Here is a 14637-nt window from a genome sequence, read left to right as displayed (position 1 = left end):
TGGTCGTCCAGCACAACATCAAGCGAGCGTGGCCCCAAATTGTGAATGCGTTCTGTCAGTCGATTGATGGGGCGCAAAACCAGGCGAATCAGTCGCATACTGATCAACACCGACACCAGGATCCACAACACGATGGACGATGCAAAAATTCCTGAAATGAAGTTCAGAAAACGTTCGTCGTCTACGGTGCTTACCGCCAGTTCAACCCGTTTGGCTTGCAGTTGGGGAAGTTCGGTTTCAAACACTTGAGAGAATTCCCGAACAGATCCCTCTCCGTTGAAGAACACCTCTGGACCGAACATGCGATTGCCCTGGCTGTCAACAACGCGGGCTTGGGTTCGACCTTGCCCTCCCAACACTTCTTCCAGGCCATGTTTCACGTCTTCGGGTGAATATTCGGCAGTAGGTTTTAGTAAAAGGTGTTCAACTGCATGAAGCGCGCGGTTGGCGGTTTCTTCCTGTTGCTTGGCCTGCCAAAAGTGGATGCAGCAATACACAAGCACTGCGAGTAAAACCACGCCCAGTACACTGACGGAGCTGGTCAAACCGATGGTGGCTCTGGAAATTGATTTCACGGTCACTCCTTGCCCTGCGCCCGAATCTCAAGAACATACCCCATGCCCCGAATGGTATGAAGCAGCGGAATTTCGTAAGGGTCGTCCAGCTTGATCCTCAACCTGCGAATGGCCACATCGATCACATTGGTTTCGCTGTCAAAATGCATGTCCCAAATCAGTTCTGCAATTTCGGTGCGGCTAATCACTTCTCCTTTGCGGCGAAGCAGCAGCCACAGCAATGAAAATTCTTTGGCCGTTAGCCGCAAATCCTTGCCGCCGCGTTTGGCCGTGCGGCGCACCGCATCCAACTCCAGGTCCAGCAAGGTCAATACGGTGGTTTGGCTTTCTGCTGCAACTGTTGAAGTTCGGCGCCCCAGGGCGTGAAGCCTGGCCACCAGCTCGGCAAACGCAAAGGGTTTCACCAGGTAGTCATCTGCACCGGCCTTCAGGCCGCTCACCCTGTCTTCAACCATGGCGCGGGCGGTAAGCATCAGTACCGGAATACTTTTGGATTGGCGTAACGCACTTAATACCGCCAAACCATCAATGTCGGGCAACATGCCATCAAGAATGATCACGTCGTAAAGGCCTTGGGTGGCCAAATGCAAACCGTCAATCCCGTTGCGTGCCAAATCGACAACGAAACCTTCTTCGGTCAGTCCCTTCTTCAGGTAATCGGCCAGCCGCAGGTCGTCTTCGATCAAAAGCAGTTTCATTGAATTGTCTTCATTTGGTGCACCGAAGCACAGTATAACCACCCCGAATTTGGTGAAGATTACATATTTGTAATGTACCGGGAAGGTGGCTGACAGGTGCCCCTGACTAGACTGAAGGCATGGGTTTAGAAAACAACCCTCCAATTCGAGTCAATCAGGAGATCATCATGAAAAATATTAAAATCGCCGCTGTTCTGATTACCACCTTCGCGATTGCTGCACCTGCAGTGGCACTTGCCGATGCTGCCTTCCACCCCGGCAAAGGCGATGCGGTGTATGAACCCCATCTGGGATACAAAGATCCAGCGAAATCTGCGTCACATGCCAGCAAGGGATTTCGCGGCTACCGCGCAAACATCATCGGTTCTGAAGCCAGCGGTGATGGGACCACACATGGTGATTGGGGCAACTCACGCTCTGGAAAATCCCGTCAGGAGGTGCTGCGTGAATTGCAAAGCCAAACTCTAGAAGAGCGTCGTCTTGCTAATTCGAACTAAAGCCAAGTCTGAATTTCACAGTCGAATTGATGTTGGTGAGCAGTCGGGAATTTCAGGTGTTGTTGGCCCCGCCATGAAGTCCAGCAATCGACCTCAGGAAACAATCAAGTTGAAGGTCAGAAAACCTAAAGCCCATTCGGACCACTAAGGAATTAAGCATGAAAAAAACATTCGCAAATTATTCTCTATCGTTGTTGCTTGGCGCTGGGCTTTTGTTGCCGGTAGCCGTATTGGCGCACGGCACTGAGGAGCACAAAAAGCCCAATTCCACTGCACAGCCAGTTCTTGAGCAAACCGCTTGGGGCATTGCTGGCACGCCGGCCAAGGCAAACCGAACGGTCAAAGTGGTGATGTCCGACAGCATGCGCTTTGAGCCTTCTTCAATGCAGTTCAAGGAAGGTGAAACAGTGAAATTTGTTGTGAAAAACGAAGGAAAACTGATGCACGAATTTGTGCTTGGGACAAAAGACAAGAACCTGGAGCATGCCGACTTAATGAAGAAATTTCCAAATATGGAGCATGATGAACCCTACATGGCGCATGTGGCGCCGGGGAAAACCACGGAAATGGTCTGGACCTTTAACCGAAGTGGCGAGTTTGAGTTTGCCTGCCTGATTGCTGGCCACTTTGACGCTGGCATGCGTGGGCCGTTGCGAGTAGGTAAATAAGCCAATAATCATTGTTAACACTGAAAAGGAAAAATCATGAAAACCCAATTAATCAAAATCGCTTCTATCTTTGCATTGTCAATTTCGACTTCGGTTTTTGCCGCGGGAGATCACGGTGCCCATGCTGGCAAAGCCACCGAGCAGAAATCTGTGGAAACCATGGAAATGACACAGGGCGAGGTGAAAAAAATTGATCCGAAGACAGGTAAGGTCACATTGAAGCATGGCGAAATCAAGAATCTTCAAATGCCTCCAATGACCATGGTTTTCTCGGCCAAAGAGGCGGCACAACTGGAAGGCCTGAACAAAGGCGATAATGTTCTGTTCGCCGTGGATCAAAACATGAATATCACGCACATCGAGAAGAAACAGTAATCAGGAGAAGCGCCATTGCAAAACAAATCTGGATTTCCCGCTGGGTCCGTTATCGCGGGCAAAGTGGGTTTAATGCTGAGTTTGCTTGGTTCAGCAATGGTGCTTTGCGCCTGTCAAACAATCGGAAATTTTATTCAGCCGGAAAGTCACAAACCAACTGTTGCGGTGAAGGGAGAACCTTGGTTTAGCGCCGAGCGTGCCGCCTACACTCAGAAATTCGAGAAGGGTTTCATATTGGTTCTTTCCGGCGGCGGTGTTCGGGGCTTTGCGCACATCGGAGTTCTAAAGGCCCTTGAGGAACAGGGGCTTGAGCCCAGAATGGTGATTGGTACCAGCGCTGGCGCTGTGGTGGCCGCTTACTGGGGTTTGGGTTATACAGCCGATCAAATGATGCAACGTGCTGATTCACTAAGTAGCCGGGATCTGTTTGTACCTGTGTTGCCCAACCTGGGGCAGCCAGTTTTGAAGGGCGAGGCAGGGGTGTTCTCTGGCCAGTTTCTCGAACGACAATTGCGTCGTGATTTTGGCGTTCAAACGTTTGAAGTTCTCTTAAAACCAGTTGCCATCGTGGCCACTGATCTGGAAACCGGTCGTCCCGTAGTTTTCAATGCGGGTGATGTTACTCAGGCTGTGCGGGCGTCTTCAACAATTCCGGGTATCTTCACACCACCCTCAATCAATGGGCGTCTTTACATCGATGGTCAGGCCAGTTCGCCACTACCCATTGGCCCGGCGCAGCGCTTGAGCAAGCTACCCATTCTTGCCGTGGATGTGGTGTATCCACCCGAACTTGCAGAAGTTTTTACGCTGACCGATTTGATGTTTCAAACCTTTTTGATCTCGAGTTTTCGGATCAAAGAACTTGAGATGCCAATGGCAACAATGATCATTGCGCCTCAATTAACCAATGTTGGTCAACTGGGTCTGAATGACCGTCATTGGGTTTTTAAAACAGGTTATTTAGAGGCCAAAGAAAAACTTCGAGATGCTGAAAAACAATTGAGGTGATTAATCAATTGTGCCGAAATTGGTGTCAAATTGATACCAACCCTTCACCGGTTCATTCGCTTGTATCGCCATTACTGAGGTCGATGCTTTTGATTACGCAGGGACGAATGAGCAGATGCTTTAAGTTGCATTACAAATTTGTAATGGGCAATGAACGTAAATTCCTTGTTGTGCTTATCGACTGTGTGCTACCTTTTGAGAGCACTTACCATTGAAATTCACATGATCCGTCAATCGCTGATCCACGCTGCATTGTTGTTTGCGCTGCTTTTTCAAAGCCTGGCGCACGCGTTGCCATGCTGCGCCGAGATGGATGCATTGCAATCGGACACTACGCCATCAGCCATAATGGACGAGATGGCGCAACATGTGGAGGAAGGTTGTTTTGCAGGCTCGCCCGTGTGTTGTGTGGTTCCTTCGCTGGCCTATGAGGCAGTAATTCTCGACTCTCAGGGTGTTTCACCCGTGCACGTGCCAACAGTGAAAACACTGCTGCTCTCCCAGCTTCAAATTCCTCTCGATCGCCCGCCCCGGGCCTGACTTCTGTTGAAACCCCCGAACTGCCGCAATGCTTGACTGCTTGCGGTTTCTATCGTTTTTCTCATGGTTTGAACACCATGCAGGAGGCCCCCATGTTGGGCAAAACAACCTTTATTAAATTGGCGTTGGTTGCAGTGGCTTTGGCGGCAGTATTTTTCATGGGCAATGTCATGGCCCAAGATACAGCCACCACCGAGTACACCTTGGCACAGGCGTTGACTCAGCAAGAGCGAGGGGTGTTGAGCCTGTCGAAAGCCCTTGCCTTGGCAGAGCAGCGATCAGAGGCACTGCGTGCACAAGACGCAGCCACGAAAGCGGCACAAAGCCAGGCGATTGCCGCAGGTGAACTGCCCGATCCCATGTTGAACCTGGAAGTAATCAACATTCCTGCCAACGGGCCAGACCAGTTCAGCCTCGCGGCTGATTTCATGACCATGCGGGGGGTAGGTGTTTCCCAAACATTTACCCGCAAGGACAAGCGCAACGCTCAGGCCAACGTGTTCAACAAAAGCGCCGAGTTTGCTCAAGCCGGAAAGTTTCAGGCATTGAGTAAACTGCGCACCGCCACAGCGCAGGCGTATCTGGACCGCTTTTATCTACAGGAAATGTTGGTTCTGCTGCAATCGCAGCGCAATGAACTGGCGTTGCAAATTGAGGCTGCCGATGCCCAGTACCGGTCAGGCAAGACTGCGCAAACCGATGTGTTTGCGGCACGTACAGAACTGGGTTTGATGGACCTGAAAATTCAGGACACACAAACCTTGCTGGACAATGCTCAAGCGGAACTGCAGCGCTGGGTGGGTGAGCAAGCCGATGCAACCCTTGCTGGCCCTGTGGACTTGACGCAATCGCGCTTGCAGGCATCAGACCTGTTTGAAAGGCTTCACCGTCACCCCGAGGTGTTGGCTCTTGAAAAAGCCGAAGCCACTGCACTTGCCGAGGTTCAAGTAAAGCAACAGGAAAAGTCAGCAGACTGGACCTTGTCGGTGATGTATGCCGGACGTGGGCCCGAGTTCTCGGAAATGCTGTCATTTGGCGCGTCACGCCCGCTGTTTGTGGACCAGGACAACCGGCAGAACCAGGCACTGGCCTCAGCCAACGCCATGGCCGCCAAAGCAAAGGCGGAGCGCATTGAACTGCACCGCGAACACTTGGTGCAAACACAACGCTGGCAGCAAACCTGGAAAAGCAATTTGAAGCGAATCGGCGACTTTGATCGCAGCCTGATTCCGCTGACCCAACAGCGCACGCAAGCTGCGCTTGCAGCTTACCAAGGGGCCACGGGTAATTTGGCCGAGGTGTTGGCTGCGCGCCGAATGGAGATCGACATGCGCATGGAAAAACTGCGCATTCAAATGGACACCGCTCAACTTTGGGCGCAACTGGAATACCTGATTCCTGTAGAGGTACAACAATGAAAAAGACGCATATTGCAGTTGGCGTGTTCGCATTGGCAGCGCTGGCTGGCGGGGGTTATGGTTTGTGGGCACTGGGCATGAACCAGGGCATGGAAATGATGTCGGCCCCTATTGGTGGTGCAAATGAGGGTGGCGCAGTTGAGGGTGGCGCCGTTGAGGGTGGTTTAGATGGTGGGAAGGTAGACCCCTCCACCTGGAACATTCCGCAAGGTGAAGCCGCCACCCGCAGACACATGGAAAGCGGTATCAAGGCTGGTGATGTTGATCCTGAAACCGGGCTGGCCGTGCAGTATTACCACGACCCCATGGTGCCAGGTCGCAAATTTGATTCACCCGGCAAAAGCCCCTTCATGGACATGATGCTGGTGCCCGCGTACTCAGGCGCCGATTCAGCCGACAACAGCAGCGTGAAGGTAAGTCCGCGCATTCAGCAAAACCTGGGCATACGCACAGCGGCGGTGGCCATGGGTATGTTGGCCCCTGAAATCAGCGCCAGTGGCTCTGTGCAGTGGAACGAGCGTGAGCGGGTGGTGATTCAATCCCGTGCCATGGGTTACGTGGAAAAGCTGAATGTGACTGCCACACTCGATTCGGTCCAACAAGGCCAAACCCTGTTGACGGTGTATGTACCCGACTGGATTGCCGCGCAAGAGGAATTCTTGTCACTGCAAAAAATGAAAGGTGAGAACTTGCAGCCCTTGGTTGATGCTGCGCGACAGCGCATGTTGCAAGTGGGCATGAGCAATGCACAAATTCGGCAGGTTGAGCAAAGTGGGCGAACACAACCCCGTGTGGCCATTGTTGCACCCCGCAGCGGTGTGATCACTGAGCTGATGGTGCGTGAAGGCATGACAGTGCAGCCCGGCATGACCCTGATGGAAATCAACGGACTGTCCACCGTGTGGGTGCAAGCCGAGGTGCCCGAGGGGCAGGCCGTTTACGTGCGGCCTGGTGTCAATGTAGTGGCCAAGGCCCAAGCTGTGCCAGGGCGTAGTTTTGAGGGCACGGTGCAGGCTGTGCTGCCGCAGTTGAACAGCAATACCCGCACCGTGTTGGCCCGCATTGTGTTGAAGAATCCGGAGCAGAAACTGCTGCCCGGCATGTTTGTACAAACCCGTTTCATGGATTCAAGCCGACCAGAAACATTGATTGTTCCTTCGGAGGCAGTAATACAAACCGGCCGCCGTGCGGTGGTCATGTTGGCCAATGAGGAAGGCCGCTTCACGCCAGTTGAAATCAAAACTGGCATTGAATTTGATGGAAAAACCGAGGTGCTGGAAGGCCTGCAACCCGGCCAGGAGGTGGTGCTTTCTGGTCAGTTCCTGATTGACTCTGAAGCCAGTTTGCGAGGGCTTGAAGCGCGTTTGAATACCGGAGAGCAACCATGATTGCTTTCATTATTCGCTGGTCCATTGCAAACCGTTTGCTGGTGTTGATCGCAACACTCATGATCAGTGCCTGGGGTGTGGTGTCGGTCTACAAAACCCCGCTTGATGCGCTGCCCGATTTATCCGATGTGCAGGTGATTGTGCGCACCAGCTTTCCGGGGCAGGCCCCTCAAATTATTGAAAATCAGGTGACCTACCCGCTTACCACCACCATGCTTTCCGTGCCCGGCGCGAAAGACGTGCGCGGCTTCTCGTTTTTTGGCGACAGTTTTGTCTACATTATTTTTGAAGATGGTGTGGACTTGTACTGGGCGCGTTCGCGGGTACTGGAGTATTTAAACCAGGCGCAAAGCAGCCTTCCAGCTGGTGCCAAAAGCGCCTTGGGGCCAGATGCCACAGGCGTGGGCTGGATTTACCAATACGCCCTGCAAGACACCACCGGCAACCTGGATGTGTCGCAACTGCGGGCTTTGCAAGACTGGTTTCTGCGCTATGAATTGAAAACCGTGGAAGACGTTGCCGAAGTGGCCTCAGTAGGCGGTTTCGTGAAGCAGTACCAGGTGGTGCTCGACCCTCAAAAGTTGGCGGGCTACGGCATTACGCTCGATGAAGTGGTCATGGCAATTAACAACGCCAATCAGGAAGCGGGTGGCTCGGTGATTGAACTGGGTGAAGCCGAATACATGGTGCGCGCCACCGGGTACCTGGAGAATCTGGACGATTTTCGTTCTGTTCCCCTAAAAAGCAGTGACACCGGCATTGCTGTGCAGCTGGCAGATGTAGCCCGCATCCAGATCGGCCCTGAAATGCGCCGTGGCATCGGCGAATTAAATGGCAGTGGCGAGTCCGTGGGCGGCATTGTGGTGATGCGTTCGGGTAAAAATGCTCTGAACACCATTGAAGCGGTGAAGGCCAAGCTGGAAAGCCTGAAACTGGGTTTGCCTGAAGGCGTGGAGGTGGTGGAGGTGTACGACCGCTCTACACTGATCAACAATGCAATCGACAACCTCAGTTTCAAACTGCTTGAAGAATTCATTGTGGTAGCGCTGGTGTGTTTTGTGTTTCTGTTGCACTTTCGCTCGGCCTTTGTGGCGATTGTCTCCCTGCCTTTGGGCGTGTTGGTGTCCTTCATTGTGATGGAGCAGCAAGGGGTGAATGCCAATGTGATGTCGTTGGGCGGCATTGCAATCGCCATTGGTGCCATGGTGGACGCTGCACTGGTCATGATTGAAAACGCGCACAAGCACCTTGAACAGTGGGAGCACGACAACCCGGGCCAAAAACTTGAAGGTGCAGCGCGTTGGCAGGTTATTGGCGATGCTGCGGTCGAAGTTGGCCCTGCATTGTTTTCCTCCTTGCTGGTGATCACGCTCAGCTTCATTCCGGTGTTCACACTGGAAGCTCAGGAAGGGCGCTTGTTTGCGCCCCTGGCCTACACCAAAACCTATGCCATGGCGGCCTCTGCGGGCCTGGCCATTACGCTGATTCCGGTGTTGATGGGCTACTTGATTCGCGGCAAAATTCCAAGTGAAACAGCCAACCCCATCAACCGGGGTTTGATTGCAGCTTATCGCCCCGCGCTTGATGCCGTGTTGAAGTTTCCAAAAACTACGGTGGCGGTGGCCATGGTGTTACTGGGCCTCAGCTTTTACCCCTTAAGCCAGCTGGGCACTGAATTCATGCCGCCGCTTGATGAAGGCGATTTGCTTTACATGCCCACCGCTTTACCGGGCCTGTCGGCAGGCAAGGCTGCCGAGTTGCTGCAGCAAACTGACCGCTTAATCAAAACCCTGCCTGAAGTAGAAAGTGTGTACGGCAAGGCTGGCCGCGCAGAGACAGCCACTGACCCCGCACCCATGGAGATGTTTGAAACCACCATTCAGTTCAAACCCAAAAGCGAATGGCGAGATGGCATGACTGCCGACATGCTGGTTGATGAACTCGACAAAATTGTACGGGTACCCGGCTTAACGAATATTTGGGTGCCGCCCATACGCAATCGCATCGACATGCTGGCCACAGGCATCAAAAGCCCGGTGGGTGTGAAGGTGACCGGCCCAAACCTGGGCACCATCAACGATGTGGCCGTGAGCATCGAGCAAGCGGTGAAAAACATGGATGGGGTCAGCAGCGCGTTCGCCGAACGCCTTACCGGTGGGCGTTATGTGGATGTGGACATTGACCGTGACTTGGCTGCGCGCTACGGCATGAATATATCTGACATTCAATCGATTATCTCAAGCGCAGTGGGTGGCATGAACATTGGTGAAACAGTGGAAGGTTTGCAGCGTTTTCCCATCAATGTGCGCTACCCGCGTGAATTGCGCGATTCGCTGACCCGCCTGCGTGCCTTGCCAATTTACACCGGTTCAGGCCAGCGCATTGTGTTGAGTGATGTGGCCAAAATCAGCATCACCGATGGGCCACCCATGTTGCGCAGCGAAAACTCCCGCCTGGCTGGCTATGTGTACATTGATATTCGCGGGCGCGATTTGCGTTCTGCCGTGCTGGACATGCAACGTGTCGTAGCTGAGCAAGTAAAGCTGCCGGCCGGCTATTCCATTTCATGGTCGGGGCAGTTTGAATACCTGGAGCGTGCCACCGAGAAATTAAAATTGGTGGTGCCATTCACTTTGCTGATCATATTTGTGCTGTTGTACATGACCTTCAAGCAAGTGGATGAAGCCTTGCTGATCATGGCCACTCTGCCTTTTGCACTGATTGGTGGCGCATGGCTGCTGTGGCTTCTTGAGTTCAATTTGTCAGTGGCGGGTGCTGTGGGCTTTATTGCACTGGCGGGTGTGGCGGCTGAATTCGGCGTCATCATGCTGCTTTATTTGAATCAAAGCTGGGCCAACCGCGTTAAACGGGGAAACACTGAAGAGGGCGATTTGCTGGATGCGATCCGCGAAGGCGCTGTGCTGCGGGTGCGCCCCAAAGCCATGACCGTGCTCACCATTCTTGCCGGGCTGATACCCATTATGTGGGGTACCGGTACAGGAAGTGAGGTCATGCAGCGCATTGCCGCACCCATGGTAGGCGGTATGATCAGCGCACCTTTGTTGTCGATGTTCGTGGTGCCAGCAGTGTTCCTGCTCATGCGGCGTAAACAAACTCTGAAAAGGGAAAAATAACTGTTTGTTCTGTGTAAACGCTGGTGGAGTTGAGACGTTGGGAAAGGGCAGCTTCATTGCCAATATCCCAACCTCACTCACAGAAGGTCACCAGCCATGTTCAACCAACGCAGCAGGTCGCGCTCCCTGTCGTTCGATTCAAATCGACGGCAGGGCTCGTTTCTGGGCAAAGCCAGTAAATTTCTTTTTGTGTTGTTCAGTTTGATGGTCGTCACCGCACTCACTTTGTTTGGTGTCTCTTCCTGCCAGGAAAAAGCGGCGGCCCAGCAGGTACTGTCGTACGCATCGAAAAACAATTGCGAATTCCGGTTTGAGGGCGTCGGCCATACCCTGATAGAAAACCACTGCGGCAACAACGCCGGGGTGTATTTCATGACCCCACAGGGCTTGCACACTGCGCCGTTGATCGATCCCGAAGTTAGCACCCTGGTGAGCCAGCACGGTTGTGAAGCCCCCAACCAGTGCGTGTTCAATCTGGAAATGAAGCCCCGTGCCATCAGTGGCCAGTTTGATTACACCATCAATGGCAAGCAGGGTTTTTACAGTTTTGAATGGCCCCGTGATGAGCAACCGCGCCTGGTGGAAAGCAGCAGTGCATCCAATAAATCTTGAGTCACAATAATTTAAATAATCTTCGGAAGGTCCGTTTCATGGGCCTTTCGGCGTAGTTCTACGCCCTTGCTTCGGCTTGTTACAGCCAGCGTCATAAAAACTTCACAGCCTCTTCGTACACTGCGTGCATTGTCTACATGTCTAGATCACTGCCATGACCCTGTACGCCCTTGCCCGAGATACCGGTGAAGCCCTTTACTTCCAGATTGCCCGCCAACTGGAGCAGGAAGTGCTGCGCAACTACCAACCCGGTGATGGTTTGCCCGCCGAGGGCGAGCTGGCAAAAAACTACGGCGTCAACCGCCATACCCTGCGCCGTGCCATTGATGAACTGGTTGATTCGGGTCTTCTGGAGCGTCGCCATGGCAAGGGCGTTTTTGTGCTCGACACCTATCTTGATTACCAAATTGGGCAGGGCACCCGGTTTACCGAGAACCTGGCGGCGCATGGCATGCAGGCCGAGGACATTGTTCACAAACGGCAAGTGATTCCCGCTATTCATCGTGTCGCCGAGCGTTTGAATATCGCAGTGGCCGACCCAGTGGTGTGGATTGAATCTGTCCGCACTGGTGAAGGGCGCCCGCTGTGTGTGATTTCACATTTTTTGCCCGCCGCAAGATTTCCGAATCTTGAAAACCTGTACGAGGGCGGGTCGCTGCATGCCCTGCTGAAAAAAGAGTACGGCTGCACGCCACGCCGCACGGAAAGTTTGGTGACTTCCGTGTTGCCCCAAGGCGATGACGCACGGCTGTTAAGCATGCCGCAAAACCGCCCAGTGCTTCGCGTGAAAAGCCTGAACCTGTGTAGCAAAACCGGTGAACCCGTGGAGTACGCCATCACGCGATTCCGCGCGGATCGAATTCAACTGCGCATTAATCCTTAATCACTCCTTATCGAACCCGGAGAACTTTCATGATTTCAAAACGCAACACCCTGAAAACACTCACCGCGCTGGCTGTTGCAGCAACCTTTGCACCTGGCTTGGCCATGGCCCAGGTTCAAAACGACGGCAGCGCCAACAAACCCCTGCGCGTGGTTTTGATTCCCGCCGATGGCGGCACTGAAGACGGCACCAAAAAAGATTTCCAACCCGTGTTCAGCGCAATTACACAGGCCACTGGCATCAACTTTGACATCAAGGTGGGGCAAAGCTATTCCGCTGCTGTAGAGGCCATGTGCAGTGGCGCGGCCGACATTGCCTTTTATGGCCCAGCCACTTACCTGCAAGCCAAGGCACGCGGTTGCGCCGAGTTGTTGGCACTCGCTGTACGTGGCGGTGGATCGGTGTACTACAGCGGCATTTTCGCGCGCAAAGACGCCAATGTGAACAGCATCACCGACATCAAAGGAAAACGCATTGCGCTGGGTGATGTGAACAGTACTTCAAGCTTTAACGTGCCAGTGGCCATGATGATGCAAGGTGGCGTGAAGCCTTGGTTGGATGCGAAAACCGTGAACATGGCGGGCAGCCACGCCAATGTGTTGAATGCCTTGAATGAAGGTCTTTCCGATGTGGGTGGTGCTTCTTTTGATTCATTCGAAAAAGCGGTGAACGCCAAGGCCATCGACCCCAACAAATTTAAGGTGGTCGCCAAAAGCGCGCCCATTCCTTACCCGCCACTGGCCATTCACCCGAAGGTGAATGCCGATGTGAAGGCCAAGCTTCGCACCGCATTTGACACCGTGCACACCATGCCCGGCATTACCAAAGACCAAATCCGCGGTTACGGCGGCACGCGTGTGGATGCTTACACCTCGAAGGTGAGCGAAGAAGACATGGCCAACGCCGGCAAGTTGTTCGACCTGGTTACCGAGAACGTGAAGCAAGACCTGATGGCCAAGGCCAGCAAGCGATAAAGGAGTACACCATGATTGAGTTCAACACCATTTCCAAGCAGTGGGTCGATGGCACGCATGCACTGAGCAATATTTCCTTGCAGATTCCAAAAGGTCAGTTTTGCGTCATTCTCGGCCCTTCAGGCGCAGGCAAATCCACTTTGCTGCGTGCAGTCAACGGCTTGGTCAAGCCCACAGAGGGTTTTGTGAAAATTGATGGCGAGGTGTTGAACTCAAGTACGGAAAAAATGTTGCGCCAACGTGTGGCCATGATTCACCAGCACTTCAATTTGTCGCCCCGTTTAAGCGTGGCCTCCAATGTGTTGGCAGGTATGTTGCCCAAGGTCAGCATGGCGCGTGCATTGTCGGGTTGGTTTGAACCTGAACAACGCGACAAGGCGTGCGCACTGGTTGAGCAAGTCGGCTTAAGGCCTGAACACCTGACCCGCCGTGCAGGCGATTTGTCGGGCGGGCAGCAGCAGCGCGTGGGCATTGCCCGCGCCTTCATGCTGGATCCCGAAGTGGTATTGGCCGATGAACCCGTGGCCAGTCTGGATCCGAAAATTTCTGCCGACATCCTTGGCCTGATTCGGGACGCTGCACGCGAGCGCGGTGCCACGGTGTTGTGCAGCTTGCACCAAGTGGATTTGGCACGTGAGTTTGGCGATCGAATTGTGGGCATGCGCAACGGCAAGGTGGTGTTTGATGGCACCCCGGCCGAATTTACCGATGCCAAAGTGAACGACCTGTACCACGGCGCGCGTTGGGAAGACACCCCTGCCGATGATGAAGAAATTGAATTGCAAGTTCCGGGTTTGCGCCTGGCCACTGCTTGAATACCCCATACGGAAAAACAACCATGAGTAGCAAACCCATTCCCATGCCGCCCCCGGGTACGGAGCTGCGTTGGCGGCTTGAAGCCCCCTACAGCGCCAAACACCTGTTGATTTTAATTTGTGTGTTCGCTTTGTTGTTGGTGACCGGCCACCGCACCGAGATGGACAAAATGGTCAGCATGACCAGCCAGGCTTTTGGCAATTTGATGGGATTCAACGACGATTCCCAAGTGGTGCGCGGCTTCTCCCGTGTGGGTGAGGTGATGTGGCCACCCGTGGTGGCCACGCAAGAAGAAACCAATCGAATGCCCGAATTGGACCGTGAGGATTTACCTGCTCTGGCCTACATCGAAACGCAGGAAGTTACCACGCAACGCATGAACACCGACACGCTGGAAATGGAAAGCGTGACAGAAACCCGAGAGGTGCTGGTGCGCCCACTGGGTTATGTGTGGGACGTGTTTGTGAAAATGATTCAAACACTGGAAATTGCGTTTTGGGGCACGATTATTTCAGTGGTGCTGTCCATCCCACTGGCTTATTTCGCGGCGGTGAATTACAGCCCCAACAAATTCACATACACCGCAACACGTGGCCTGATCAGTTTGTTGCGATCAATGCCCGAACTCATTGTGGCGCTTTTTTTGGTGCTGGCTTACGGGTTCGGCCCTATCGCCGGGGTACTGGCCCTGGGTTTTCATGCAGCGGGTTTTTTGGGCAAGTTTTACGCAGAAGACATTGAAAATGCAGACCGTAAACCTCAGGAAGCGCTCGAGGCGATTGGTTCCGGCAAGTTGAAAACCTTGTGGTACGGCGTGATTCCACAAGTGTTTCCACAGTACATCGCCTACACCGCCTACATTCTGGATCGCAATTTGCGCATGGCCACTGTAATTGGCTTGGTGGGTGCCGGCGGTATTGGTCAGGAACTGAAAGGCCGATTTGATCTGTTCCAGTATGGTCATGTCATGACCATTTTGATTGCAATTTTCATCTTCGTGTTTGTGCTCGATCAATTGTCGGCACGCATTCGCGCCAAGTTGATTTAAGGG

Annotated in this window: 15 protein-coding genes; 13 read left to right on the top strand and 2 right to left on the bottom strand. The window is 53.3% G+C overall.

The features are described 5' to 3' along the window. Both B4C79_RS09705 and B4C79_RS09700 read right to left on the bottom strand, forming a co-directional pair. The coding region (locus B4C79_RS09705; protein WP_291762584.1) for a hypothetical protein at positions 1 to 575 on the bottom strand (575 nt) is incomplete at its 3' end. A gap of 2 nt (positions 576 to 577) precedes the next feature. Further along, a complete protein-coding gene (locus B4C79_RS09700) occupies positions 578 to 1273 on the bottom strand; it encodes a heavy metal response regulator transcription factor (protein WP_105029761.1) in 696 nt (231 codons plus the stop codon). 167 nt (positions 1274 to 1440) lie between these two features. Between B4C79_RS09700 and B4C79_RS09695 the strand changes: the two genes are divergently transcribed. The 13 genes from B4C79_RS09695 to phnE all read left to right on the top strand — a co-directional run bounded on the left by B4C79_RS09695 (position 1441) and on the right by phnE (position 14634). Beyond that, on the top strand, positions 1441 to 1770 hold the full coding sequence (locus tag B4C79_RS09695; RefSeq protein ID WP_171097049.1) for a hypothetical protein: 330 nt from the start codon (positions 1441 to 1443) through the stop codon (positions 1768 to 1770). Positions 1771 to 1928: 158 nt separating this feature from the next. Beyond that, a complete protein-coding gene (locus B4C79_RS09690) occupies positions 1929 to 2438 on the top strand; it encodes a cupredoxin domain-containing protein (RefSeq protein ID WP_171097051.1) in 510 nt (169 codons plus the stop codon). Positions 2439 to 2474: 36 nt separating this feature from the next. Further along, positions 2475 to 2813, top strand: a complete 339-nt coding sequence (locus tag B4C79_RS09685; protein WP_171097053.1) for a copper-binding protein — start codon at positions 2475 to 2477, stop codon at positions 2811 to 2813. Positions 2814 to 2828: 15 nt separating this feature from the next. Further along, positions 2829 to 3821, top strand: a complete 993-nt coding sequence (locus B4C79_RS09680) for a patatin-like phospholipase family protein (protein ID WP_171097055.1) — start codon at positions 2829 to 2831, stop codon at positions 3819 to 3821. 222 nt (positions 3822 to 4043) lie between these two features. Continuing rightward, on the top strand, positions 4044 to 4361 hold the full coding sequence (locus B4C79_RS09675; protein WP_171097057.1) for a hypothetical protein: 318 nt from the start codon (positions 4044 to 4046) through the stop codon (positions 4359 to 4361). Between the two features lie 92 nt (positions 4362 to 4453). Further along, positions 4454 to 5779, top strand: a complete 1326-nt coding sequence (locus B4C79_RS09670; RefSeq protein ID WP_171097059.1) for a TolC family protein — start codon at positions 4454 to 4456, stop codon at positions 5777 to 5779. Beyond that, positions 5776 to 7167, top strand: coding sequence for an efflux RND transporter periplasmic adaptor subunit (locus tag B4C79_RS09665; RefSeq protein WP_291752491.1), 1392 nt, complete (start codon positions 5776 to 5778; stop codon positions 7165 to 7167). The genes B4C79_RS09670 and B4C79_RS09665 overlap by 4 nt, the downstream gene beginning before the upstream one ends. Beyond that, on the top strand, positions 7164 to 10301 hold the full coding sequence (locus B4C79_RS09660; RefSeq protein ID WP_291762581.1) for an efflux RND transporter permease subunit: 3138 nt from the start codon (positions 7164 to 7166) through the stop codon (positions 10299 to 10301). The genes B4C79_RS09665 and B4C79_RS09660 overlap by 4 nt, the downstream gene beginning before the upstream one ends. 96 nt (positions 10302 to 10397) lie before the next feature. Then, positions 10398 to 10913, top strand: a complete 516-nt coding sequence (locus tag B4C79_RS09655) for a hypothetical protein (RefSeq protein WP_291742560.1) — start codon at positions 10398 to 10400, stop codon at positions 10911 to 10913. A gap of 154 nt (positions 10914 to 11067) precedes the next feature. Next, the gene (gene phnF, locus B4C79_RS09650) at positions 11068 to 11796 is read left to right on the top strand and encodes a phosphonate metabolism transcriptional regulator PhnF (protein WP_291742557.1); all 729 of its coding nucleotides are present in this window, start codon (positions 11068 to 11070) and stop codon (positions 11794 to 11796) included. 29 nt (positions 11797 to 11825) lie between these two features. Further along, the gene (locus B4C79_RS09645; protein ID WP_291742554.1) at positions 11826 to 12770 is read left to right on the top strand and encodes a phosphate/phosphite/phosphonate ABC transporter substrate-binding protein; all 945 of its coding nucleotides are present in this window, start codon (positions 11826 to 11828) and stop codon (positions 12768 to 12770) included. A gap of 11 nt (positions 12771 to 12781) precedes the next feature. After that, entirely contained in the window at positions 12782 to 13585 is an 804-nt protein-coding gene (phnC, locus tag B4C79_RS09640; RefSeq protein ID WP_008248407.1) for a phosphonate ABC transporter ATP-binding protein, read from the top strand. A 23-nt stretch (positions 13586 to 13608) separates the two neighbouring features. Next, complete coding sequence (phnE, locus tag B4C79_RS09635) at positions 13609 to 14634, top strand: phosphonate ABC transporter, permease protein PhnE (protein ID WP_291742544.1); 1026 nt, start codon at positions 13609 to 13611, stop codon at positions 14632 to 14634. The last annotated feature ends 3 nt before the right edge of the window (positions 14635 to 14637 follow it).

This window comes from Limnobacter sp. UBA7229 (assembly GCF_002473065.1).
Lineage (GTDB): Bacteria > Pseudomonadota > Gammaproteobacteria > Burkholderiales > Burkholderiaceae_B > Limnobacter > Limnobacter profundi.
This window is presented reverse-complemented; position numbering and strand designations above follow the sequence as displayed.

Bases quoted from the DNA above. Each gene is read 5' to 3' on its own strand.
- B4C79_RS09700 (WP_105029761.1), bottom strand. From the start codon at position 1,273: ATGAAACTGCTTTTGATCGAAGACGACCTGCGGCTGGCCGATTACCTG.
- B4C79_RS09660 (WP_291762581.1), top strand. From the start codon at position 7,164: ATGATTGCTTTCATTATTCGCTGGTCCATTGCAAACCGTTTGCTGGTG.
- B4C79_RS09695 (WP_171097049.1), top strand. From the start codon at position 1,441: ATGAAAAATATTAAAATCGCCGCTGTTCTGATTACCACCTTCGCGATT.
- phnC (WP_008248407.1), top strand. From the start codon at position 12,782: ATGATTGAGTTCAACACCATTTCCAAGCAGTGGGTCGATGGCACGCAT.
- B4C79_RS09665 (WP_291752491.1), top strand. From the start codon at position 5,776: ATGAAAAAGACGCATATTGCAGTTGGCGTGTTCGCATTGGCAGCGCTG.
- phnF (WP_291742557.1), top strand. From the start codon at position 11,068: ATGACCCTGTACGCCCTTGCCCGAGATACCGGTGAAGCCCTTTACTTC.
- B4C79_RS09645 (WP_291742554.1), top strand. From the start codon at position 11,826: ATGATTTCAAAACGCAACACCCTGAAAACACTCACCGCGCTGGCTGTT.
- B4C79_RS09670 (WP_171097059.1), top strand. From the start codon at position 4,454: ATGTTGGGCAAAACAACCTTTATTAAATTGGCGTTGGTTGCAGTGGCT.
- B4C79_RS09655 (WP_291742560.1), top strand. From the start codon at position 10,398: ATGTTCAACCAACGCAGCAGGTCGCGCTCCCTGTCGTTCGATTCAAAT.
- B4C79_RS09675 (WP_171097057.1), top strand. From the start codon at position 4,044: ATGATCCGTCAATCGCTGATCCACGCTGCATTGTTGTTTGCGCTGCTT.
- B4C79_RS09685 (WP_171097053.1), top strand. From the start codon at position 2,475: ATGAAAACCCAATTAATCAAAATCGCTTCTATCTTTGCATTGTCAATT.
- B4C79_RS09690 (WP_171097051.1), top strand. From the start codon at position 1,929: ATGAAAAAAACATTCGCAAATTATTCTCTATCGTTGTTGCTTGGCGCT.
- phnE (WP_291742544.1), top strand. From the start codon at position 13,609: ATGAGTAGCAAACCCATTCCCATGCCGCCCCCGGGTACGGAGCTGCGT.